Origin of the sequence: Agarilytica rhodophyticola (assembly GCF_002157225.2) — a bacterium.
Taxonomy (GTDB): Bacteria; Pseudomonadota; Gammaproteobacteria; order Pseudomonadales; family Cellvibrionaceae; genus Agarilytica; species Agarilytica rhodophyticola.
In genome coordinates, this window is record NZ_CP021745.1 from 80,457 (window position 1) to 103,346 (window position 22,890).

The 22,890-nt window shown below is 39.5% G+C and carries 16 protein-coding genes and 1 pseudogene; 5 read left to right on the forward strand and 12 right to left on the reverse strand.

Features of this window, described 5'->3' with window-relative positions; translation table 11 throughout:
- Positions 1 to 41 precede the first annotated feature (41 nt).
- The 7 genes from BVC89_RS28660 to BVC89_RS28690 all read right to left on the reverse strand — a co-directional run bounded on the left by BVC89_RS28660 (position 42) and on the right by BVC89_RS28690 (position 7,193).
- Positions 42 to 989, reverse strand: coding sequence for an alpha/beta hydrolase (locus BVC89_RS28660; RefSeq protein ID WP_103654387.1), 948 nt, complete (start codon positions 987 to 989; stop codon positions 42 to 44).
- Positions 990 to 1,265: 276 nt separating this feature from the next.
- Positions 1,266 to 3,533, reverse strand: coding sequence for a catalase/peroxidase HPI (gene katG, locus BVC89_RS28665; protein WP_103654388.1), 2,268 nt, complete (start codon positions 3,531 to 3,533; stop codon positions 1,266 to 1,268).
- Between the two features lie 416 nt (positions 3,534 to 3,949).
- The gene (locus tag BVC89_RS28670; RefSeq protein WP_103654389.1) at positions 3,950 to 4,246 is read right to left on the reverse strand and encodes a type II toxin-antitoxin system RelE/ParE family toxin; all 297 of its coding nucleotides are present in this window, start codon (positions 4,244 to 4,246) and stop codon (positions 3,950 to 3,952) included.
- Positions 4,243 to 4,518 carry a type II toxin-antitoxin system Phd/YefM family antitoxin gene (locus BVC89_RS28675; RefSeq protein ID WP_103654390.1) on the reverse strand — a complete coding sequence of 92 codons (276 nt, stop codon included), beginning with the start codon at positions 4,516 to 4,518 and terminating at the stop codon, positions 4,243 to 4,245. Before BVC89_RS28675 ends, BVC89_RS28670 begins: the two co-directional genes overlap by 4 nt.
- Positions 4,519 to 4,629: 111 nt before the next feature.
- Complete coding sequence (locus BVC89_RS28680; RefSeq protein WP_103654391.1) at positions 4,630 to 5,109, reverse strand: hypothetical protein; 480 nt, start codon at positions 5,107 to 5,109, stop codon at positions 4,630 to 4,632.
- Positions 5,109 to 6,212 (reverse strand): hypothetical protein, encoded by a 1,104-nt coding sequence (locus BVC89_RS28685; RefSeq protein WP_103654392.1) that lies wholly within the window; start codon positions 6,210 to 6,212, stop codon positions 5,109 to 5,111. The genes BVC89_RS28680 and BVC89_RS28685 overlap by 1 nt, the downstream gene beginning before the upstream one ends.
- 18 nt (positions 6,213 to 6,230) lie before the next feature.
- Positions 6,231 to 7,193, reverse strand: coding sequence for a ParA family protein (locus BVC89_RS28690; RefSeq protein WP_103654393.1), 963 nt, complete (start codon positions 7,191 to 7,193; stop codon positions 6,231 to 6,233).
- A gap of 370 nt (positions 7,194 to 7,563) precedes the next feature.
- Between BVC89_RS28690 and BVC89_RS28695 the strand changes: the two genes are divergently transcribed.
- Positions 7,564 to 9,063 carry a hypothetical protein gene (locus BVC89_RS28695; protein WP_103654394.1) on the forward strand — a complete coding sequence of 500 codons (1,500 nt, stop codon included), beginning with the start codon at positions 7,564 to 7,566 and terminating at the stop codon, positions 9,061 to 9,063.
- A gap of 869 nt (positions 9,064 to 9,932) precedes the next feature.
- A complete protein-coding gene (locus tag BVC89_RS28700; RefSeq protein WP_103654395.1) occupies positions 9,933 to 10,880 on the forward strand; it encodes a ParB/RepB/Spo0J family partition protein in 948 nt (315 codons plus the stop codon).
- A gap of 21 nt (positions 10,881 to 10,901) precedes the next feature.
- Here the strand turns inward: BVC89_RS28700 and BVC89_RS28705 are convergent, their stop codons facing one another.
- The 3 genes from BVC89_RS28705 to BVC89_RS28715 all read right to left on the reverse strand — a co-directional run bounded on the left by BVC89_RS28705 (position 10,902) and on the right by BVC89_RS28715 (position 16,072).
- Positions 10,902 to 13,889 (reverse strand): ligand-binding sensor domain-containing protein, encoded by a 2,988-nt coding sequence (locus BVC89_RS28705; RefSeq protein WP_158658195.1) that lies wholly within the window; start codon positions 13,887 to 13,889, stop codon positions 10,902 to 10,904.
- A gap of 358 nt (positions 13,890 to 14,247) precedes the next feature.
- A complete protein-coding gene (yghU, locus tag BVC89_RS28710; protein WP_103654397.1) occupies positions 14,248 to 15,123 on the reverse strand; it encodes a glutathione-dependent disulfide-bond oxidoreductase in 876 nt (291 codons plus the stop codon).
- 298 nt (positions 15,124 to 15,421) lie between these two features.
- On the reverse strand, positions 15,422 to 16,072 hold the full coding sequence (locus BVC89_RS28715) for a protoglobin domain-containing protein (RefSeq protein WP_103654398.1): 651 nt from the start codon (positions 16,070 to 16,072) through the stop codon (positions 15,422 to 15,424).
- Positions 16,073 to 16,183: 111 nt separating this feature from the next.
- Here BVC89_RS28715 and BVC89_RS28720 point away from each other — a divergent pair, with 111 nt between their 5' ends.
- Together BVC89_RS28720 and BVC89_RS28725 are read left to right on the forward strand one after the other, a co-directional pair.
- Complete coding sequence (locus BVC89_RS28720; RefSeq protein ID WP_103654399.1) at positions 16,184 to 16,744, forward strand: MarR family winged helix-turn-helix transcriptional regulator; 561 nt, start codon at positions 16,184 to 16,186, stop codon at positions 16,742 to 16,744.
- Positions 16,745 to 17,284: 540 nt separating this feature from the next.
- Positions 17,285 to 19,918, forward strand: coding sequence for a beta-propeller fold lactonase family protein (locus BVC89_RS28725; RefSeq protein WP_103654400.1), 2,634 nt, complete (start codon positions 17,285 to 17,287; stop codon positions 19,916 to 19,918).
- Positions 19,919 to 19,997: 79 nt separating this feature from the next.
- Here BVC89_RS28725 and BVC89_RS28730 read toward each other — a convergent pair.
- A pseudogene (locus tag BVC89_RS28730) lies at positions 19,998 to 20,330 on the reverse strand (ATP-binding cassette domain-containing protein); the annotation flags it as partial.
- A 13-nt stretch (positions 20,331 to 20,343) separates the two neighbouring features.
- On the reverse strand, positions 20,344 to 20,709 hold the full coding sequence (locus BVC89_RS28735) for a condensation domain-containing protein (RefSeq protein ID WP_103654402.1): 366 nt from the start codon (positions 20,707 to 20,709) through the stop codon (positions 20,344 to 20,346).
- A gap of 849 nt (positions 20,710 to 21,558) precedes the next feature.
- On the opposite strand from BVC89_RS28735, the gene BVC89_RS28740 reads away from it, so the two are divergent.
- Positions 21,559 to 22,878, forward strand: a complete 1,320-nt coding sequence (locus BVC89_RS28740; RefSeq protein ID WP_103654403.1) for a spinster family MFS transporter — start codon at positions 21,559 to 21,561, stop codon at positions 22,876 to 22,878.
- Positions 22,879 to 22,890: the final 12 nt, after the last annotated feature.

A 22,890-nucleotide genomic window follows, 5' to 3' on the forward strand; every position in this document is an offset into this window, starting at 1 on the left:
TATTGTCCTCTCGTATAAGTATTTGAAAATAAATAAGCACCCTATTCTACTAGATCGATCGCACCTTTAGCCATTCTACCATTGGAATGGGCAACACCTTTTACAATTCTCTTTTTCCAACCAAAGTCACTTCCCAATATTTTTGCTTGTTTTAGCCCTTCTTCATAAAAAGATAAGCCTCGGGCAAATCTCTGTGCTCCTTGACGCATAGCCTGGGGAGTTCTACGTAAGCTTTCATGATGAATATCTGTATCCTGATCCCCTAACAAAACCACAACATCTTTACTTAGAGCTGTTTTTAAGTGCTCTTTCGATACACCAGAATTCTTGAGTCCATATGGGTAGATTTCATTTAGGCTGGGAAGTGTGTACCAACCGGCATTGGCGGCAATGTAACGTTTTACACGAGCATTAGGCTTATAATAAAGATAACGATGAACAAACTGTGAGCCGGCGGAATGGCCATATATGGTGTAGTGTGTTTGCTTGCTCTTGATAGCTAGAACAACTGTGTCAAAAATAGACTCGATAGACGAAAACGTCCATTTTTCTTCCTTTCGTAAAGCATGGTCATTAGCAAAGACATAACCCAAGTTATAGTGTTTAGACGAAGGGAAATCTGCTTTAGAGAATTCTGGAGCGATAACGATGACGCCCTTGTTTTGTGCTAAGGGTTGCCACTCTTTAAGATATCTATGAGCGCCTCGCTTTGCACCATGCATCATGATAAGGATGGGAGCTTTTTTCATATCTACGCCCTTAGGCAAAAACACCCATACTGGGATTTTGGGGCCTGCCCAATCACTAAAAATAAAACGATTAATGTCACCGGCTTTTAACTGCTCATTGCCTGACAACAAAGGCGATTCAATATTGTTAAAGTAACCTTTGATTTCTTCTGAGTACCCACTATGAATATATAGCACTAACAGTAAAGTACTGATCTTAATAAAATAGTGAGATAAGCGGCGATATAAATAACGAGACATGCATTTCTACCTTTTTTTTTGACAAAAATATCCTATGCAAGCTGTGTCCGCAAATGAAATATTTACATTTTTAAATGCATAATTCGCAAAACCTAAATTTAATAAACTAGCGCTTAGATGTAACTTTGCAAAAAATAGTTGTTAAGGAATGTGAGGTAAAAATAGATAAGGTGTGATGGACTTTGATAGAAATTATGCTGGTTATGTAGGGGATACCTCATAACCAGCATATACATAGCAACTGCTTATAATACTAACTACGTGTAAATAGCTACTTTACTTTAGATCAAAGCGATCCAAACGCATGACTTTAGTCCAAGCATTAACAAAGTCTTTTACAAAGCGTTGTTGCGCATCGTTATAAGCGTAAGCTTCAGCAACTGCTCGTAGTTCAGAGTTAGAGCCGAAGATCAAATCTACAGTTGTTGCTGTATATTTCACACGGCCAGTTTTACGATCGACGCCTTCATAAAGGCCTTCAGTCTTTGCTTTTCTCCATTTAGTTGACATATCCATCAGATTAACAAAGAAGTCGTTATTTAAAGTACCAGGCTTACGGGTGAATACACCATGTTTAACACCACCGGTATTCGCATCCAGCGAACGCATACCACCTACAAGAACCGTCATTTCTGGTACGGTTAAGTCAAGTTGATCTGCTCTGTCTACTAGCATATCGGCTGGTGAACGGTAACTTGTACCTTTATTAAAGTAGTTTCGGAAAGCATCGGCCTTGGGCTCAAGCAAGCTAAAGGATTTAACATCTGTTTGCTGGGCGGTAGCATCTCCACGGCCAGGTGCAAATGGAACTTCAATCTTCACACCGGCATCTTTAGCGGCTTTCTCAACTGCAGCTGCTCCACCAAGAACTATCAAGTCAGCCAGCGAGATTTTATTACGGCCTTTGTTAAAGCGTTTTTGTACGCCTTTTAACTTGTCTAGAACTTTGGCCAATTCTCTTGGGTTGTTAGCCGCCCAATCCTTTTGTGGTGCCAGTGCAATTCGAGCACCGTTAGCGCCGCCGCGCATATCTGCTGCACGATAACTTGATGCCGAAGCCCAAGCAGTGCGAACTAATTCAGGCACAGTTAAACCAGACTTTAAAATTTGCTTTTTCAGGTCTTTAATCTGCTTAGCATTTACCAGTTTATAATCGGCAGTTGGAACAGGATCTTGCCAAATCATCGCTTCTTGAGGGTATTCGTCACCGAGGTAGCGGGCACGTGGTCCCATGTCACGGTGGGTTAATTTATACCACGCTTTAGCGAAAGCTTTTTCATACTCGTCAGGATTAGCAAGAAAACGTTCTGCGATCTTTTTATAGTCTGGATCATATTTCAATGCTAAGTCGGCAGTTGTCATTACAGGAGGATTGAACTTACCTTTGACATGGGCATCGGGAACAGATTTGTGCAATGATTCATCCGTTGGAATCCATTGGATAGCACCACCGGGGCTGCGAGTTTGTTTCCATTCAAATTTAAGCAGGTTTTCAAGATATAGGGTGGTCCACTGTGTTGGAGCTTGCGTCCAAGCACCTTCAAGTCCACTTCCTACCGTATCTTCAGAATGGCCTTTACCACACTTACTTTTCCAACCTAAACCCTGTTGCTCGATTGGAGCCGCGGCAGGTTCTGCGCCGACACACTCACTTGGCTTGTGAGCTCCGTGCATTTTACCGAAGGTGTGACCACCAGCAACAAGCGCTAAAGTTTCTTCATCATTCATAGCCATGCGCCCAAAGGCAATACGAATATTTTTTGCTGAGCCTAGTGGATCAGGCTTACCCATAGGACCTTCAGGATTAACGTAAATCAATCCCATATGGGTAGCACCGAGAGGACCTTGTAATTTGCCTTCACTGCCTCGACGATCACTGGCCAGCATTTCTACTTCTGGTCCCCAGTAAACCATGTCAGGTTCCCAATCATCTTCACGGCCTCCAGCAAAACCGTAAGTTTTGAAGCCCATATTCTCAAGAGCCACATTACCAGCAAGAACAATAAGGTCACCCCAAGAAAGGCTTTCACCGTATTTTTGCTTTACCGGCCAAAGTAAACGGCGAGCTTTATCAAGGCTAACATTATCTGGCCAGCTATTGAGAGGATCGAAGCGTTGTTGTCCGCCATCTGCACCACCACGTCCATCTAATGTACGGTAGGTACCAGCGCTATGCCACGACATGCGGATAAAGAAAGGTCCATAGTTACCAAAATCAGCAGGCCACCACTCTTGTGAGTCGGTTAACAGGGTATCGATATCTTTTTTAACTGCACTTAGATCAAGTTTGCTGAATGCTTCAGCATAATCAAAGTCTTCACCTAATGGATTGGAGCGTTTATCGTGAGCTCGTAGTGGTGCGAGGTCTAGTTGATTAGGCCACCAGAATTGATTGGACTTGGCTCGTCCTTCTACAACATGACCAGTCCCTGATGCACCTTTTGGTTTTGTGCTACCACTATCAGCAAGTACACTGCCGGACATCAAGGACGCAGAAAGCATTGCTGCGGCAAGTGTGGTCATACGAAAAATACGTTTTTTCATAGGAAATTCTCCCCTTTATTGTGTTATTCGGAAACGGCGTATATCCAGTTATCACACGTCTATCATTTTGCACTTCGATCTGGAGGCGATGGTTTTAGGATGCTGTTAGGCCAAGGTTTCAGATCAATCGATAAGTGATGGAGAAAATGTAAGCTCTATCAGTTATTTTGTATATTTGATAATTATAAAGATAGCATTCGGTTTTTTAGATTGGTTAACAAATGGAAATTTGGGATGCTCTAACGCTTATCCATTAGCCAGAAAAAGAGAAATAAGCAATTTTTGGTGCCCAACTAGCATCTAGATATGCTGATTTAATCGAATTTATATCATCATATTTAAAATTGACATGCAGGTCACATGATCTGCGTGTTGAGGACTTGTCTACTTACGCAGGGAATACATCACTGTTCAGGCTATAGCTTTCGGGCGTGTCGAGAGTGGCGAATGTGTAAAACTTTTACAGTTTCATCTTCCACAAGATAAAGGATGCGATAACTGCCGATAATTAAATGCCTAACGCCTCGCTGAATATCTATATCTTCCGGAGCGATAGGACAGCGTAAAGCTAATCGATCCAGCGCCTCAATACCTTCAATAATGGTGATGTACCAAGCAACGGCATTTTCAGGAGATTCCTTTGCTATTTGCTGGTAGCGTTGTGTTAAATCATTTTCGGCGGTGGGTTTTATTTCAATACGATAACGCTTCAACGTTGAATACCATGTGTCTCTTCGAAGCTCTTGGAAAACTCACCTAGAGACCTCCCCTCTTCCTCGAGGGCTTGACGAATACTTTGAATACTTTCGGCATATTGCGCAAGTTCTGCCATTTTTTCATAGCTTTCAGCATCTTGCACCACTACAGCAGCTTTGCCGTTGACGGTAAGAATTTCAGGACGCTTACTTTCGTTAAGCCTTTTTATATGCTCTGCCGGTTTACGGCTAAAATCGGTGACGGTATGAATATCGCTGCTATTGAACATGGGCTTTTTCCTCCTAAACAGAGAATAAACATATTATTCTCTGTTGACAATATCTTAGTGCTCAGTTTGAGTTTTTAAAATTTCGAGGATTCGACAACATATCCAGGTGAATTAAGATGAGGCAAGTAGCTTTTCTCTTCGGCGACTGTAAGCTTTGATTTTTTCATTGGTGTGTTGCAACAATTGACGCAGCTTTTCAACTTTCGTCAGGTGACGATAACGATCTTCTTCCACTATGGGTGTCTCGCTATGAGCAAATAGCTTCAACTCCAGCTCTCCGAGTTTTATATAATTTTCTAGTTCTGCTTTGGATGTCAAAAGCTTCTTCAATTTTGTATCTATCGCTTCGATACTCAGCTCCTGACATTCATAAGGCTCATCTTGCTGGTGGGCAAATAGTGGTTCAGGTATATCTGTTTCTGGCACCACAAAAGGGTTGGGGTAATCATCGATAAACTTTTCAAATAGCTCCGCAAACTCCCCTTGTAATATCGTCTGTTGATCGGGATTGTCTGACAATTTATATTTGTTATAACAATGGACGATAGCCATCCAGTCCCGGGCTTTTGTTGTTGAGGCGCTAGAGGACATTATTTTAACTTCGACATGAGAATATCAATGTTCAAGGCCAAACGACTTTGTACACTATCTAAGTTATCCCAGTCGACACCCTTCCAGTCTAAATCTTTTAGGCCACCTTCAATGATGGCACGAGCAGCCTTGCTCGCATGCTTACCTTTTAATGCAGGAATTGAAATGGAACTTCGAGTACGCCCTGCCCTTTTCGGTTTGGGTTTTTGCGCAGCTTGAACTTTAGCTGCATTAATCGCCTCGTCTAAACTTTTACCCTTAGCCAGTAACGCAATAACATCTATTTGCATTTTTTCATCGGCGACTTTTTTGATAAGTTCAGTGGCGACACTTTTAGATGTGATAATGAAATCTAATATTCCTTGCAAAACCACTTTAGATTTCACTATCTGAGTATTTTGATAGTAAATGGTTTTTGAAATTCCTAGGGCGGTGTAGATTTCTGGCGTTGTCAGCCCCTGCCCTTCTAGATCCTTTAGCGCCTCGATAAAATCTAGAAGATCTGCATCCAGCGGCAAATCTTCTTTCTGACTATTTTCTATAAACTTTAACAGTCGTTGTTTTTTGGGTTCTTTGTGATATACCTTGCATGGAATCGTAACACTATCGCCAAACGCAACCTTCCATGCAAGAAAACGGCGATGGCCAAAAACCGTAATATATCGCCCAGCTTCCTGGTAGACGGCGATACGAGATTGTATCGGTTCGGATTTAAGATGCTCAGCAAATTCAACAATTCCATCGATAAGCCGTTGGTTTATCTTAAAATAGCGGTGATCTGGGTCTAGTGCATTCTTAGTCGGGTTGGCAGGTAAGATGTAACGGGTACGAGCATTCTTTTTATTTAGCACAATCGAGGCGACAGGAATATCATCTTCAATAAAGTCTTCACCTTTAACAGGTTCTGCCATGCCTGCCCGATCTGCACTCCAAGTACTTTCTACTGCTTTTGCAGCAGCAATACTGCGCTGCATATTTTTAGTGATACCGGATGTTTTGTCAGAATTCTCAATGGCAGCATCCGACTTTTTTTGTACAACACTCTCCTCTGAGCTAGCAGCTGATTCTTGAGTTTTCCTATTTTTCTTTGTTCTCAGGCCCACAAAAACTCCTTCTATGAATTAGGCAATTAACTGTTGGTTTTCATTTGAAGAAAACATTTTGCGACGAACAAATTCAATAAATTGCATAATTTGTGTTTCCGCTTTAGGGTCTGAAAGCTGAGCGTTAACGATCTCTCGCTCAGGAATTTGCTCAAATGCCATTGCAACGAGATTGCGCAAATCAAAATCTGGCATGTATTCGCGCGTTTCAGGGTGAGAGCGCAATAGTTCTAAATTCGCTTTATGATTGTTCCTTCTCAGATCGACAAGATTAGGAATCACACCAATAATGTTTAGGTCACATACCCTGAATTTATTTTCTTTCTTTATTTCAGTCAGCATTCTTCTTACTCCATCGATGCTATAGGTCTCTGCAAGTGTGGGTAAAAACACATCTGTACAGGCTCTAAGTACCGGTGTAGAAATAAGGTTCTTGCCAGGCGGGCAATCAAAGATAATTAAACTGTATTCCTCTTGCACATCATCGCCATTACAGAAATCAAAAATACGCTGATATATTGCATCGAGCGTAGACTGATCCGCAGACTTTTTTAAATCATCGAACGAGTTAAGAACAGCACCATCAGCAGGCAGTACATCTAAACGATCACATATAAGGCTTTCATAAGGTACAACATCATTACCGTAGTAAATCGAAATGGAATTACTGCGTCCGCCCCATTGCACGTCATCGGGATCATTAGGATCAAAATCATCGTGAATTGGAGGTACGCTGTACCCTTCCCCAGCGACAGCTTCCATTTTAATTGCGGTCTTACTTGCATTTTGCTGACCGTCCACATCGATGAGTAGAACCCTTTTGTTTGGATCTAGCTCGGGGATAAAACCCATAGCTGCCCGAATAGCGAGATGCAAAGCAAGTGTTGTCTTACCTGGTCCTCCTTTTTGCATGGCTGACGCCACAACACGCATCCCGTTGTACATATTGGCTGGACTCTTGGTTAAATTCGCATTGCTCATACTAGTATCTCCTATAAAGTTATAGGTACTCGCTGCTATTTTGACGATACAATAAAACTAGGCGTTTATTTACAGATATGTGAAAATATAATTCAAATACAGGGGCATGTCACGGCCTGTATGAGATTTTTTGTGAAGCTATTAATATTTAATTATTTTTGTAGGGAAACATAGAGTCTACGCGGGCTAGCAAGGGCTTTGACTTGCTAATTCCGGCTCCGGAAAAGCTATCTCCAAAAAGATAGCTTAACAATGGAGCATCTACAAAAAACACATTAGTGTCAGTATTAAAAATTTAATTGAAATTCAAATAAACTCTATATATTTCAATAAGATAGATGATTTTTTTTAATAATTCCGGGGCCGGAAAATGTTAAAACCACCTTATATTTCTAATGAAGAGAATATATCGGCTGAAGAAATTGAAATTCTATGTGAAAAGCTTATTTTAACGAAGCTTGAGATTTCCTATTTAAAAGGAATCCATAAACTTTCAGTATTAACCGGTCGCGAACTTAGCATTATGGAAGTCCTAGATGATAGAGTAAAGTCCACAAATGGAGCAAGAAAGAGGCTAGAGACTTTATTTTCAAAAGGCGCTATCAGAAGGGCAGAAAGAAAGATTCCAGGCAAAAACCGCCCGGTAATTGTTTATAAGTTTAAACGCTTAGGAATAGAAGATACGTCTAGACAGGAAATCATACCTAGCGGCGATACCAGGCACAGTATCTTGGAAGTTGAACCTCGCAACCCTATGGTTTCTCACAAAGGTATTTCTCGCTCTCTTAATTCTCCCGCAATTGACGACTTACTATGTTCGGTATTATTCGCAGCCTTAGAGTTTAATCGCCAAGGTAAAGGTAATATTAAGCCTGTAAAAGTTGAGTGGTATGGCGAGAAAGTTGATGTTATTACTCGCTGTGTCACAGGTTTACGATCTGAAAGTAAAGTGATTGCAAGAGTTACCGATCTAAAATACTGGATAGCGATGCTCACAATTTCGGATCAATTAATCAGTCATGCTCTCCACTTAGGTGAAACACCGAAAAATTTCTTCGCGATAGAAATAGGGGCGATTAACGAGCAACTAAAGAAAGAAAATTCCGGTGGCAATATTGAAACAGCCCTAAAAGCACTAACCCGTTTAGCCGATACCGTTTTTGATATTGAGAACCTACCCCAACGTATTTTAGATCGTTTTAATTTTGAAAAGGCATCTCAAAGAATCGAGCCCATCTCTAACTTTGGAGTATACGAGGACTATAAAACCTCGGCTCAACAACGTAAGACCATTACCATAACCTACTCATTTCCAGAGGTAATATTTCAAGGAATATTGTCCGACAGGATCAATATCTATCGTATTAATCCTGAAGTACTTACAGAAACTAATGAGGTTATGTTTGCTCTTCATTTGTTTAACCGCAGGTTAATAGGTACAAACGCCTCCATGCATTACAAAACAAATTTGAGAAAATTAAAGATGGCAATAGTGCCAGACAAAGATATTAGTTTTGAATTATTTTGTAAGCGCTTAGCCCTAGGCTTGGAGAAAAAGCATAAGCAATTGGGAACAAGGCCAGGAAATAAAAACCTTCAGCCCATTGTCTGGGATGATAAAAAGGAAAGAATATTATCCTACTACGCAAGTGTTGATGGTTACTACATTAGGATAAGAGGGGGCGAGTTATCTATTCATATAGATCCTACAGATTCTTATGTCGGCCTCAATAGTCTTCATCATTCTCTTAAGAAAAAGTCATCAATTGTAGCTAAACTCCCAAAAGGTGTTTCATCTCTCGACGACGTTGATATCGACTCTATTGCAAAGAACTTAGATCTCTTCGATGACGGTGAGACTATGGAGTGAGATTTACGATAAGTGAAAATAGAATTTGAAGGATAGTTTTGCATTAACTAAATCTGAATTAAACTGACACCTCTTTTGTTGCAGGTCATCATACTACAGGGACTTTTCATCAGATACGCCCTCCCTTTTTTTCTCCCAAATGCATCACATCAAGTATTTCCATATAACAGCATTATGTTGTCACCTGAGCAAATGTATCTTATGGAGTTAGTTTGAAACTAAGTAAATTTAAACGGTATGTTCGCATATTATTTTTGTTGTTGTTTAAAAAAGTGATGTATCTGCGTGGATGTTTATTATTTAATAACAGTAGTATCGTACTCATTGTTGTAATATTTTATTAAGAAAATACACATACCTGTTTGTAAGTATACTGAAATTAGAATAAATTTTAAGAATATAATACCTATGGAAATTTTATCTCATTGTTTTTATTGACTTTTTTTAATAGAAATGAATCTTTACTCCATAAATTATAACTTCACTCCATATTCCCCTTTTAACTCCGAAAACCCTAATTTCACTCCATACTTTTAAACTTTACTCTATTAAACTTAATTTCACTCCATATCCCCTATTTACACTCCGAATTGCTTCTATTTTCACTCCGTAAAATAGGACTGTTTATATACAGCCTATAAACAATTTATACACAGCTTATTTAAGTAAAAGTGGGTGTACTTCTAGTTCCGCTTCTAATTTCCATAGTTGTTATCATAACCAAGAATACGATGGGCTAACCCTTTGACTTATAAGCCTTTATAGCAAAATGATGCAGAAATTGAGTGGGCAAATATTTTACTTTAATGATAAAATGTCTCCGCGCGGAGACGCATGATTAATTGGTAATAAAGTGATAGAGGCTGATAATGGATTTAGAATTTAGAAACATACATATTGATATGTTTGCGTTGAGCAAAGCTGAAAAGAACCAGCCCAAAACTTCTCTTGAAGATACTTTGATTACAGAATTTCAAAATGAAATGTATGTGACGCGCGGTGTTGTGCTTGTAACAAAGGGAAGGGCGAGTATGCGTTATTCCGTTGTCCATGGAATCGAAGTGGTTCGCGCCGCCAAGGCGGCATTGATTGACTATGTACCTTGTCTTATTAGTTCAACTTTCAGCGATATATTTATCAAGCTTGTTGGTTCTATTTCTGTTAATGACGCCATGCCCAGTAAACCGGAGAACGTAATTGAACAGGCAATTGTTAACTATAAACAAATTACTGGAGCGAAGCTTTCTTTTAGACGAGCAGAAAACATAGCCAAGTTAGGTAAGAAATCTACTCTTTACACAGATAAGCGTTTAGCAAAGAATCTTGACCCTCGAGTGCAACAATATGTAAAAGAGGGAAAACTAGGGAAAACCGCTGCCAAATACATTAGCTATGAAAACCCCGATAAGCAATTCTCATTAGCCACGATGGTAATATCTGAGTCATGGACTACAAGGGATATAGAGCTGTATAGAGCAGGGGGCCAAGATTCTCCTATTAGAAAAACAATGTATGCAGACATCGATACTATACAAAAAGAGATAGAAGAGTATTCAGGTTATAAAACTCAGATTATTCCTAAAACTAAAAATACTGGAACCATGAAAATTAATTTTTACGGTACAGAACAAATGATCGATATTGCCCAAAAATTATTGAAGCTAAAACATGATTGCATGTATACAGTATTGGGTCGTCATAACGGTGAAAAAGAGAAACAGGAGGTTTCAGAGATATCTATAAAATATTCTAACCTCGACATCATAGATGATTTGAGGGCAGTTTTAACTAGCAAAGAGGGGATGAGTATGAGGTAGCTTTTGGGTTTATTTTGCCTCTTAGGCCGATACAACTCTGTTTCTGCCTGCCCCTTTTGCACGATACAAAGCTTCATCCGCCCGTTTAATTGCCTTCTCAAAACTTTCATTACCGAGGATCTTAACTACGCCGATACTTATCGTAATGTTTAATTGTGTTTTATGGTTATCAAAAATATGTTCCGCCACTTTCAATCTTAAAGTTTCTGCTAAGCGTGAAACTTTCTCAGGTGACGAGCCCTTGCAGATGAACAAAAATTCTTCGCCGCCCCAACGGCCTATATGATCATCGTGCCGCAAGCGTGAGCGCAACACTTCGGCCACCTCACACAGAATTCTGTCGCCCGCATCGTGTCCATGAGAATCGTTAATTTTCTTAAAGTGATCAATATCCAATAGCATAAGGCTTACATTATCTGATGCGCGATTTCCCACTAACCACTTTCCAGCAATTTGAATTATGCCGGCTCGGTTGGGAATACCTGTTAATGAATCTGTTAATGATTGTTCGCGATAAACTTCGGAACGTCGTCGTATCTCATTGTGATGACGATATAGGGCAAACAAACATATTACGCCAATAGTGTAGGCCAGATAGGCCCACCAAGTTCTCCAAATCTCAGGAATTCTCACAATGTTTATTGCGATACCTTCCTCATTCCATATACCGTAAGCATTCGCCGCTTTAACGCGGAAAACAAATTTTCCTGCCGGTAAATTAGTGTATGTTGCCGTTCTATTTGTGCCTGTATAAATCCACTCTTTATCAAAGCCTTCAAGCATATAAGCATAGGTATTTTGATCGTATGCCCGATAACTCAACGCCGAGAAATTAATAGAAAACATTACATCCGTAGGTGTAATATAAATAGTTTCCGATTTATTTAAAGAAGAGGAAAGAGGGGAGTCCGGCTGACCTATCACGACGGATTTATTGGCTATTTTAAAGTCTGTGAGACCTATTATCGGTGGAGCTGTGTCGATAGATATGTTGCTAGGATCAAATACCGAGAGACCTGTTGTACTGCCAAAATACAGCATGCCACTATCGCTTAAAAGAGAAGCATCGCGATAAAAGTTACTGCCTACCAATCCATGGCCGGAGTTAAATGTCTGTATAGTGAATTGTTTAGGATCGACCCGTGCTAAGCCACGCGTTGTCGCTAACCATATATAGCCGTCCGCAGACTCTAATATAGACGTTATATTTAAGCTAGGTAATCCACTTTCCATGTTTAGGGTAATGAATTTCTCAGTCTTTGGGTTAAATATGCTGACGCCTGCTTCTTGAGTACCAACCCAAATTCTGTTGAGAGAATCCTCAAACAGCGCAATGATACGTCTGCCACCTACCGAATGTTGGTCTCTTTTATCTGGTTGATAATGGGTAAAAATGCCCGTTGAGCGGTCTAATCTATCAAGGCCTCCTGTGGTAGCAACCCAGAAATTGCCCGCCTTATCTTCAAGGACTGTTTTCACATAATTAGCAGAGATGGAATTGGGTACGGCTGGCGAATTGATAAAACGTTGAAAACTGTCCGTTGTTGGATCGTAGAGATTGAGACCTCCTGCCTCAGTTCCTACCCATATTTTATTATCGCTATCGCGATAGACTTTCCAAATAAACTTACCGCTAATACTATTCGGGTTGTCGGGCTCTGGTAGGTAGGTCTTAATTTCCTTGGTTAACAAATTAACTCGTTTTAAACCATGAGACCAAGTACCTACCCATAAAGTATTATCTTGGCCCTGCTCAAGTGAGAGTACTGTTTCATCTTCTAGACCTGGCCAGTTAATACGTGTTACCACTTCAGTATCATTATGCAGTTGGTTAAGTCCTCTCTCCGTTCCGAGCCATACTCGACCTTTGTCATCCTGCATAATATCGATGATCTCAGAACTAGTTAGAGTGTTCTCCTGCATAGGATGGTGCATATAATTCGTAAATGCAGTGGTGGATTGGTCGAAGTAGTTGAGGCCGCCGGGAAACGTGCTTATCCAAATGTCACCCATCCTATCTTGAAAGAGATCACGAATATTATTTGTGGGTAAGCTTTTAGGTTTGTGGATATCGTAACCGTAGTAGAGAAATTTCTCTTCACTTGAGGGATATATAGCCAAGCCACTATGGTCGGTGGCAATCCACATATTACTCTGATTGTCGAGAAATAGATCCCAAACTGTATTTGCCGCAAAATCTGTTAAATGAGTAAAGTAGCCGGTCGCTGGGTCTAGCTGACAAATACCATTGCCAAGTGTTGCTATCCAAAGGATATTATGTTGATCCATTTCCACATCAAGGATTTTGTTGCCACATAACCCTGAATGGTCTTTCTCTGTCTTCCTTACCTTATAAATATGTTCCAATGTTAGATCATTGGCGTTGTAGCGAATTAAACCTCGGTCACGATAAGCCACCCATAGTTTTCTATGTTTATCGAGGTAAATCCGATAAACATAGCCCTGTACGGGTGTGTGACGCATCTTACCTGTTGCAGTGTCTATGATGATGACACCTTTTTGGGTGGCAACAAAAAGCTCATTATTGTCCCCCATTTCCAAATCAGTGATGAAATTATCGGGAAGCGTCGTTGAACTTCCCTCCTGTGCGCGAAAAACATTAAACCTTTCTAAGTAAGGATCAAAATGATTGAGACCATCTCCTGTCGCAATCCATAAATGTCCTCGAGCATCCGTTAACATGTCTAAAACATAATTATTAGAAAGGCTATCGGAAACGCTTGGATCAGCAAGGTATACTTTTAATTCAGCACCATCAAAACGGGCGAGCCCCTGAGTGCCGCCCAGCCAAATAAATCCGTCAGAGTCTTGAGTGATGGCATTAATCGTACCTAAGATGTTATCCGTATGGTTGCCTTCAAAAACCCTCTGAAATTGGATGTTATGAAAAGAATGAGATTGAACTGATTTAGAGATCGTTAGAAAGAAAAGATATATAAGAAATTGGAGGGTAAGACACATTCCGTGTTTAATTAACTCAGAATGCATTAAATGCCCCATTTTCCCAGCCAAATATATATGCACAATTTAAGTATAGCTCTATCTTTGTCCATTATCGTCGCTATATAAAAGCTTTCCTGGCAGTTATATTATTAATTTTTCTAAATAAATATATAAGTGTGCATATTCACGCCGCACGTTATTTCATTGTTAGTATAAAGCAATGAGACTATATCTAATAGATTTCATTAGCTCACTTGTAAAAGACTAAATGAGTAGCAAAATATAAAGGTAAATACTATTTTGGGGGGAAAAGTTTAATTATCATAAAACTCTTAACAGGATGCATTGCAGTAAGCTGCAATGCATCAAAAAGTATGAGTTGTCGGCTTGTTAATGAAAAGACTTAGTTGGATGATTCTAATTTATCCTGAGTTTTCTCGTCGAAATCGCTCGCGTGATGACGCTCGTGAAGTTGTTGATCTAGCTCTCCCCAAGTTTTGTTGACGATTTTTCCTCGTTTTACAGCTTCGCGAGCCGCAATATCATTTGCCCATCTTAAAACATGAGTGTAGGTATGCGCTTCTAAAAACTCTGCTGCACCATATACTTTATTCAATATAAGTGCTCCATACCAAGGCCATATCGCAATGTCAGCAATGGTGTATTCATCCCCACAAATATATTTTTTATCCGCTAGTTGCTTATCAAGCACATCCAGCTGACGCTTCACTTCCATAGTAAACCTATCGATACAGTACTCGATCTTTACTGGCGCATAGCTGTAAAAATGACCGAACCCACCGCCAAGATAAGGGGCACTTCCCATCTGCCAAAATAACCAAGATAAACACTCCGTTCGTTTAGATGCATCCTGTGGAATTAATGCGCCAAACTTTTCGGCGAGATAAAGCAAGATAGCACCAGATTCAAAGATTTTAGTGGGCGTCTCAGTACTACGGTCGACTAACGCAGGAATTTTAGAGTTAGGATTAATATCGACAAAGCCGCTCCCGAACTGTTGGCCTTCGCCGATACTAATTGTGTAGGCATCGTACTCTGCACCGGTGTGACCGAGAGCAAGCAGCTCTTCGAGCATTATGGTGACTTTTACGCCATTTGGTGTTGCAAGAGAGTATAGTTGGATCGGATTGTCCCCGACAGGTAAGGTTTTATCATGGGTTGCGCCAGATATTGGCCGATTAATTTTTGCCCATTCCCCCCCATTTTCAGCATTCCATTTCCAAACTTTTGGGGGCGTATAGTCGTCTTTATCACTCATTTAAGTATTCCTAGTCGCGTTATTAAGTGGTTGTAGCCAAGGATAATATCAATCGCTGATTATTACCCCAATACTTGATTTAAAGGTGTGTACCGATTTGTTTAAACTTGTGGGTTTAGATACCGTTTTCAAGGGGTAAAGGTAAAAATTTGACGATTGGTTGATTAGTCCCCATTCTAACCAATAGCGATAGCCTACAACGTGAGCAGTTAGCATGTGACGCTAAAATTGAAACGGGCCTATCAACTTGAATATTGATAGGCCTCCTAATGTACAGAAATAATAGGTTTGGACCGCGTTAAAAGTCACCTTTTTTAAAATAAGGCTCTGTCCAAAGGATACTTTGTATTAACACCGATTTAATCCAAGCTTGTTGCATAGCGTCAATTTCCTTGGCGGAATAATCTGAATTTTCTAAAAATGGTCGAAGAGTCGCCGTCACAGGATAAGTAAGAGCAACCACGTAACGGCCATGAATATGCTTAATTGCTCTAGCATTATCTGTCTTATTTTTACCTTTGCGATGATGGCGCACACCAATTTCATACTGATAATTTAACCAATTTTGGTCGTAATTAGCGTCCGCTGTGTCATAAATCCATTGTATAAAACGTTGGCGGACTCGACCGAGGTAACGGCTGTCAGGTTTTCCTTTGGCATCTGAAAAATAAGCTAACAGATGAGGTGTAGATCCTACAAATCCGTACCATGTATCTAATATTTTTTCCGCTTGAGGTTCCAAAACTTTACGGCTTTTGCGAAGCCATTTTGCATCGTCTTCAGTAAATAGAACGGTCGCTTTAAGCTTTTCTAAGTCGTCCAAGGTATAGGGGGCAGTCATAATGGACTTCTTGCCATAAGTGTACCCCGGTATTGCATCTTTCCCAGCTGAAACAAAAGGGGAAAGTACAATAAAACAACAACATACTACACGTATAAGTTTTCTCATTAGTATCTCCTGCAAATCTCACGTTAATTTAGTATCGACTAAATACTTTATTAACGATAACAGCATTTCCTTGCGCTTGCAATAACTGTATTTACTCGATACTATGTGAGCATGAAATACAATGCTGAAGAAATCACCCTAATATTGTTAGAACGATTAGCAAGAGTTATTAATAACGATGCTGCACTCAGTGCAATAAAACCTGCGCAATGGGAAGCATTACGCTTTTTCTCTCAGGCGAACCGTTTTTCGCGTACACCTTCTGCGTTGACGGCATACCTTGGTGTTACCAAAGGCACGGTGTCACAAACAATTAATGTACTTGAACGAAAGGGTTTAATTCAGAAGGTTAGTGCAGAAAAAGATCGGCGCTCAGTGAGTATTACACTTACACAAAGTGGCTTGAGTCTATTAAACGATGACCCTTTAAAATCGTTAACAGATTCAATAAAACAACTGAATCACAACCAAGTAGAGACGTTTAACCAAACATTAAAGAGTGTGCTCTCTAGCGCGCTTAAGCAAAGGGAAGGTGTGCCTTTTGGCGCGTGTAGAACATGTAAGTATTTTAAAGAAAATTTCCCTGAAGGTAATCCACACCAATGTTCTCTGTTGCATGTCCCACTCTCAAACGCAGATAGCCAGTTAATTTGTCGAGAGCATGCCAGTTAAAATAGAGTTTTGCAGTAATTTAGAACAGCAACTTCCTCAAAATATAATATGCAACTTTTACTGCGTATATCACGTAAGTATCACTAGGGCTTTAAAGATGTAACCCTTCATACATATCACTACATAATTATAGTGGTATCAATAAAAAATATTTGGCATCTTATATAACAAATGGTTGATTTAGCATGGTAAAAGGATTTTTATATGAACTTAATTGTTTGAGCTACTAATAATGAGAAGGGGAAAAAGTAAAACTATACTGTTTGTTAAAGGCTCTAATGGTTTTTTATCTTTCTTATTTTTCTCTATCGATACTTATCTATAAAATAATCACTATACATTTAAATAGCCAGCACTAAATAAAAATTTTTTTGTTTAGTGCTGGCTATTTAAATGTAGAAAGATTAGAAGATAAAAATAAATATGTTTGACTTCAATTTTTATATAAAACTTATTTTAAAAGGTGCAACCTCAGGAATATTGAATACGTAATATTGGAGGCACTATAGGATAAATAAATTTAATTAATAGGATGCATATATGAAAGTTGAAAAAAATCGAGATGTTTTTTTAAAAAATTTTATCTCTCATTATTTCAAATCTGTGAAGGGCCTTGGATCAATTTTACTCAGTTCATCTCTACTTGTTGGCTGTGGAGGAGGAGGGGGGAACAACGACAATAATGGAGGAAATGGAAATGCTCCAACACCTACCGTAACGCCAACACCAACGCCGGAACCACCAACAACTTCTGTTATACCGAGTCGCTCCAGTAGTATCGCATTAACATCCGGGGACGAACGTCTAGTTGTCGTTAATCGGGAAAATAATAGTGTTTCAGTGATTCAGGTCAAGAATGAATCGGGTGAGGACACTGAAATACTACAAGCTGAAATAACTGTAGGAGACGAGCCACGTTCCGTTGTCATCACTCCCGATGATACTAAAGCTTTAATAACCAATGCTGTCGATGGTACTGTTTCGGTTATAGACTTAAGTCAACCCATTCCTTCGGTTATTGGAGAGCCTATTGAGGTAGGTACCGAGCCTAGAGGCATTGCAATTTCTCCAAATGGAACCTACGCTTATGTCGCTAATCATACACAAGGTACAGTTTCTGTTATTTCTATAATGACAAACCAAGTAGTAAATACTGTCAATGTCGGAGGGAATCCTATGGCAATCGCCATTACCAATGATGGAGATGCGGAAGACAGTGATGAATATGTTTATGTCACTCGCTTTTTTTCAGAGGTAATCGATCCTGTCAATAGACCTGATGGCTTTAATGATGCCAAGCAAGGTAAGGTAATATATTTCAATGTAGAGAGCTCCTTAAATGATATGCCCGCTACTTTTGAATATAATCTATCACCTTTAGCTAATGCAGGTTTTGCTGCTGATAGGAGACGCTTTTGTCAGAATACACGCAACGCGTTACAAGATACTGGTACAGTTTTTTTTAATAGCGGTGCAGATGGGTTAGGAAATGGAGCAGCGGCTTTGAAAAATGAGGTGTTCTGTCCTGATACTAGTAGTGCTGATATTAGTGATGGAGGCAATATTGCGAATACTGCTCAGGGTGCTTATACCAATAATTTATTTGCTGCGATGATTCGAAATAATACACTGTATATTCCCAACGTAGGAGCATCACCTGAGCCCCCTGTTAAATTTAATGTCAATGTACAGGCACTTATGAGTTCGATTGATCTGTCCAATGGTGTTGATACAACAATAAATCTTAACGATCAAATTAAAAGGGAAACGCAACCTACATCGCCAACGGAATCTTTAGATCGTTTATTTGGTAACGACATTGTCGCCATCGATGCTAATTTAGCCGGTGATCAATTTTTAATTGTGAGCCGAGGTGGAAACTATGTGATGCGGGCAGGCTTAGATAGCCAAGGCCAACTGGATATTAACGCTCCATCAGGGGTGATACGATTTAAAACCGGTAATATTCCAAGTGGTGTAGTGATGAGTCATGATGGCACACGTGCCTATACTAATAACGAAGTAAGCTCTTCGGTAACATCTATTGACTTGGAAAATAATCAAGTAATTACACAGGATATAGCTTCAAGTACACCTGCGGCACCAGGTACGCAAAAGCATCGCGAGCTTCTAGGTAAATTAGTTTTTTACACCGCACTAGGTACGCCAGATACTTTTGATACCAATGGTGATGGTGTATTTGATACTGAAGTTCGAGATATCGAGCCTTTAGCTTTTCGAGATAAAGCATCGGACAACGCTTGGAGTAGTTGTGCTTCTTGCCATGAAGATGGTCATAGTGACAATGTAACATGGATTTTTCCTACAGGTCCGAGACAAACTATTCCTTTGGAGGGTACTTTCGCAAAAAATAATACCGATGATCAGCGAATTCTAAACTGGAACGGTGTACGCGGAAGCGTTACTGACTTTAATAATAATTCGCGAGGTGTTCAGGGCGGAACAGGGTTTGCGACAAATGTTAATGGCAGCAATAGAACTACTGAAGTCTTTAATCATGGGCCTACTAAAGGTATTAGTGATGCATTAGATGCAATGACAGAATGGGTTGCCAATGCTGTTCGTATACCAATTATGCCTGATATTAGTAATACTGCCGCGTTAACATCTGGACGTGCAACTTTTGAAAATTACTGTGCGAGTTGCCACGGTGGCGAAAAATGGACAAAAAGTACGATTTCCGCTTATGAAAATAATCCTACTTTTGCCGAAAACCCCCTGGGTAACAATTTTTTTAATGGTGTGTTAGCACTTGATCCTAATTTGACCACGGCAGGTCCTCAAATTCGCTCAGTTGAAATTAATGGTGATACTACAAACTTCTTGGATGATGTGGGTACTTTATTTGCCGCTAATGATCTTGAAATTCGTGGAGCTGGTGCTATAGCGGGACAATCGACTCAAGGCTTTAACTCCCTTGGAGGAATAGGCTTTAATACGCCATCTTTATTTGGGATAGCACTAAGCTCACCGTATTTACATGATGGTAGTGCTGTTACTCTTGAAGATGTTTTCGCACTACATACTCTGCCGCAGCAAGGTAATGCAACAATTGATGATACAATTAATGATCCGATAGTTTTGCAGTATCTAGCAGAATTTGTGCTTGCTATTGATGAGCAAACCCCAGTTATCGAAATTAGTACCCAATAAAATAGTATTAGATATCTCTATTTATTAACTTGAGTTAACTATAATGAAGTGGGAGCATCGAAGCCCACTTCATTTTCAGTTAAATAGCTCTCACTACAAAATTATCTATTTTCATTTGCTGTTCAATTAGATCGCGGTAAGCAGGACAGTTTTTTAATAAGTATTGATGAGAACCCACATTGAGAACATTACCTTTTGACATCATAACAATTTGATCGTAAGTATTCATAGTATGTAAACGGTGGGTAGCGATGATAGTTGTTCGTCCTTTCATAAGCTGTGATAGTGAATGGGATATAGCTGTTTCTGTTGCGCTATCTAGTGCGGAGGTCGCTTCGTCAAGCAATAAAATATCAGGATTATGAAGTATCGCACGTGCAATGGCCAAACGTTGTTTTTGACCTCCAGAAAGGTTGACACCATCTTCACCTACTTAAGGGTTTACTTATATCAAATGGACGATTTAAATAATTTCTTTTGTACCAATTATCTGCTGCTTGGTGAGGTTTAGCTTCATTAACAAAAGACACTTCATTAAAAGAGAACGTTGGCTTTTCTTCAAAGCGGTTCCAGTATACTCCGTCATCTAGTATTAAACGATGGCGGAATATATCCGAACTATCAGCAAGGTAAGCTTGAGCTTTTATAAGCCTTTTAGGTTCGAATTTACCTTTAAATTGGAGTTTTCCGCCAATTATTTGGTGAGTTGATTCTTTATAAATCAATTGTTCAAATAGAATTTCGGATTGCTTTTCGTGTAGTGCGGAAATACAAAAAATTGTGTTAGGCATTATTTAGAACTTTAATTGTTAGCTGATGGAATTTTAAACTCGAACGGAATTTTTAGGCGCCACTGAAAATCTAGAAATTTTCATTAGGCAATACAAAATACTATGTTGCTTCTATTACACTTTCTAATGGCTTTTACGTTTCAATCGTGAATATTAAAACTTTGAGAACTAAATCTATAAAATGCCTAATTTTAGATTAATAAAATGAACTATTTAAAGGTTATTAATGACCATATTAATGAAATGTATAAATGGAAAGTAATTTTTTTTGAACTATTAATATTTATTACTAAATATAAAGATGAATTTAGTTTGACTCATGGCCGTTTTTTCTTTTATTAGTAGTAAAAGATGCAAAAATGGAAGCCTGTTCTAAGAAGTAATAGAACTTTAATATTCTTATAACAATAGTTTAATAGTACTTTGATTAATCTATTTTATTTAGTAATTATTAGTACTCATTGAATAGTAGATACTGATAATTATTTTATTCTGCTGTGTTATCGCTCATGATCAGAGCTCATCAACTTTCGACGAGCATAACTAGATAGTATCCATCGTAGTTCAAATATGGCTAACTTATTTAGTGTTGATTACCTATAGTCTTTGTATATGCGGGCTTAAATTCCTCTCCAGGATGGCGCCATAAACAACGCAAAGATTGATATGGGCGAAGCCAACGAATAGTCAGTGACTTACCAATTAACAAAGCTTTGTATATAGTATTCTCTGATAGAGAGCATTAGCCAAAACGATCATCTTATCACCCAAAACCTTAAAGGATAGATTTCACTTTCCTGGTGTCAAATTGATCGATGTTCAGTAATAATAAAAATAAGGCTTGCCATCATGGATACATCTACTCACGTTACACCTAAGTACCGCTTGACGGTGCTGTTGCTATTAACCCTCGTTTATGCTTTCAATTTTATTGATCGACAAATTATTGGTACTTTATCGCCTTTTATAAAAGATGACTTAAATCTTACGGACTGGCAGCTTGGTCTGCTCAAAGGTATTGTTTTTGCGCTTATTTATACCCTAGTGGGAATACCTATCGCCTGGTTAGCGGATCGTTACAATCGCGTCAAAATCATGGCTTTTTCGCTTGCTGTTTGGAGTGGTTTCACGGCCCTATCTGGTATGGCTACAAACTTCATGACTCTTGCTCTCGCTCGTTTAGGGGTAGGCATAGGTGAGGCCGGTGGGAGCCCTCCTGCCCATTCTATTATTTCGGATATGTACCCAAAAGAAAAACGCACCAGTGCCTTGGCGATCTATTCACTTGGCATACCTATAGGTGTCATGTTTGCATTTTTTGTCGCCGGACAGTTAGTTTCTGCAATAGGGTGGAGGGGGACGTTTCTCGCTCTAGGTTTACCTGGTGTCGCGTTGGCTATTGTAGTGCTTATCTTTATCAAAGAGCCTGAGCGAGGAGCGATGGAAGCAGGAGGTTTTGCTAACAAAGAGCGAGAGCCTTTCTCGGAGTCAATTAAAAACTTACTCACTATTAAGTCTTGGTGGGGAATGTGCATGGGGATAGGCTTTGCTTCTTTCGGCGCCTATTCTCTAGCTCAGTGGGGGGTAGACTATGTATTTAGACACGACCCTAGCTATCATCCAAAGAATAACCCAGGTAACTTTCAATCGTTAATGCTAGCATTGGGCCTTATTAACGGCATAGTATATGGTTTAGGTACATATATTGGCGCCTTAGTGGCTGAAAAATGGGCTAAGAAAAATGTTCGTGCATATGCTTTGGTACCAGCTATATGTTTGTCAATTGGGGTGCCGGCCTTGATTTTGGGCTTTTGGGTTGACAGTGTTAATACCTATCTATGTTTACTGGCAATTTATTTATTTATGTCTGGCAGTTACTTAGGGCCAAGTTTCTCTATCGCTCAAACATTAGCGCCTATCTCAACTCGTGCAATGTCAACAGCCCTGTTTTTTTTGTTCTTAAATATTATTGGTTTAGGTTGTGGGCCAACTTATGTCGGATTTCTCAGTCAATTTTTAATGACGGATTTTGGCGAAGCCCAAGCACTAAGAATTGCCCTATCATCTTTGGCTATATTTTTTGTAATTAGTATTTTTGCCTTTTTATATGCTGCTAAACATTTGCCAAGGGATTGGGCGGGAGCAGAAGAAAGAAACGAAGGTACATAAATAAGTGATATC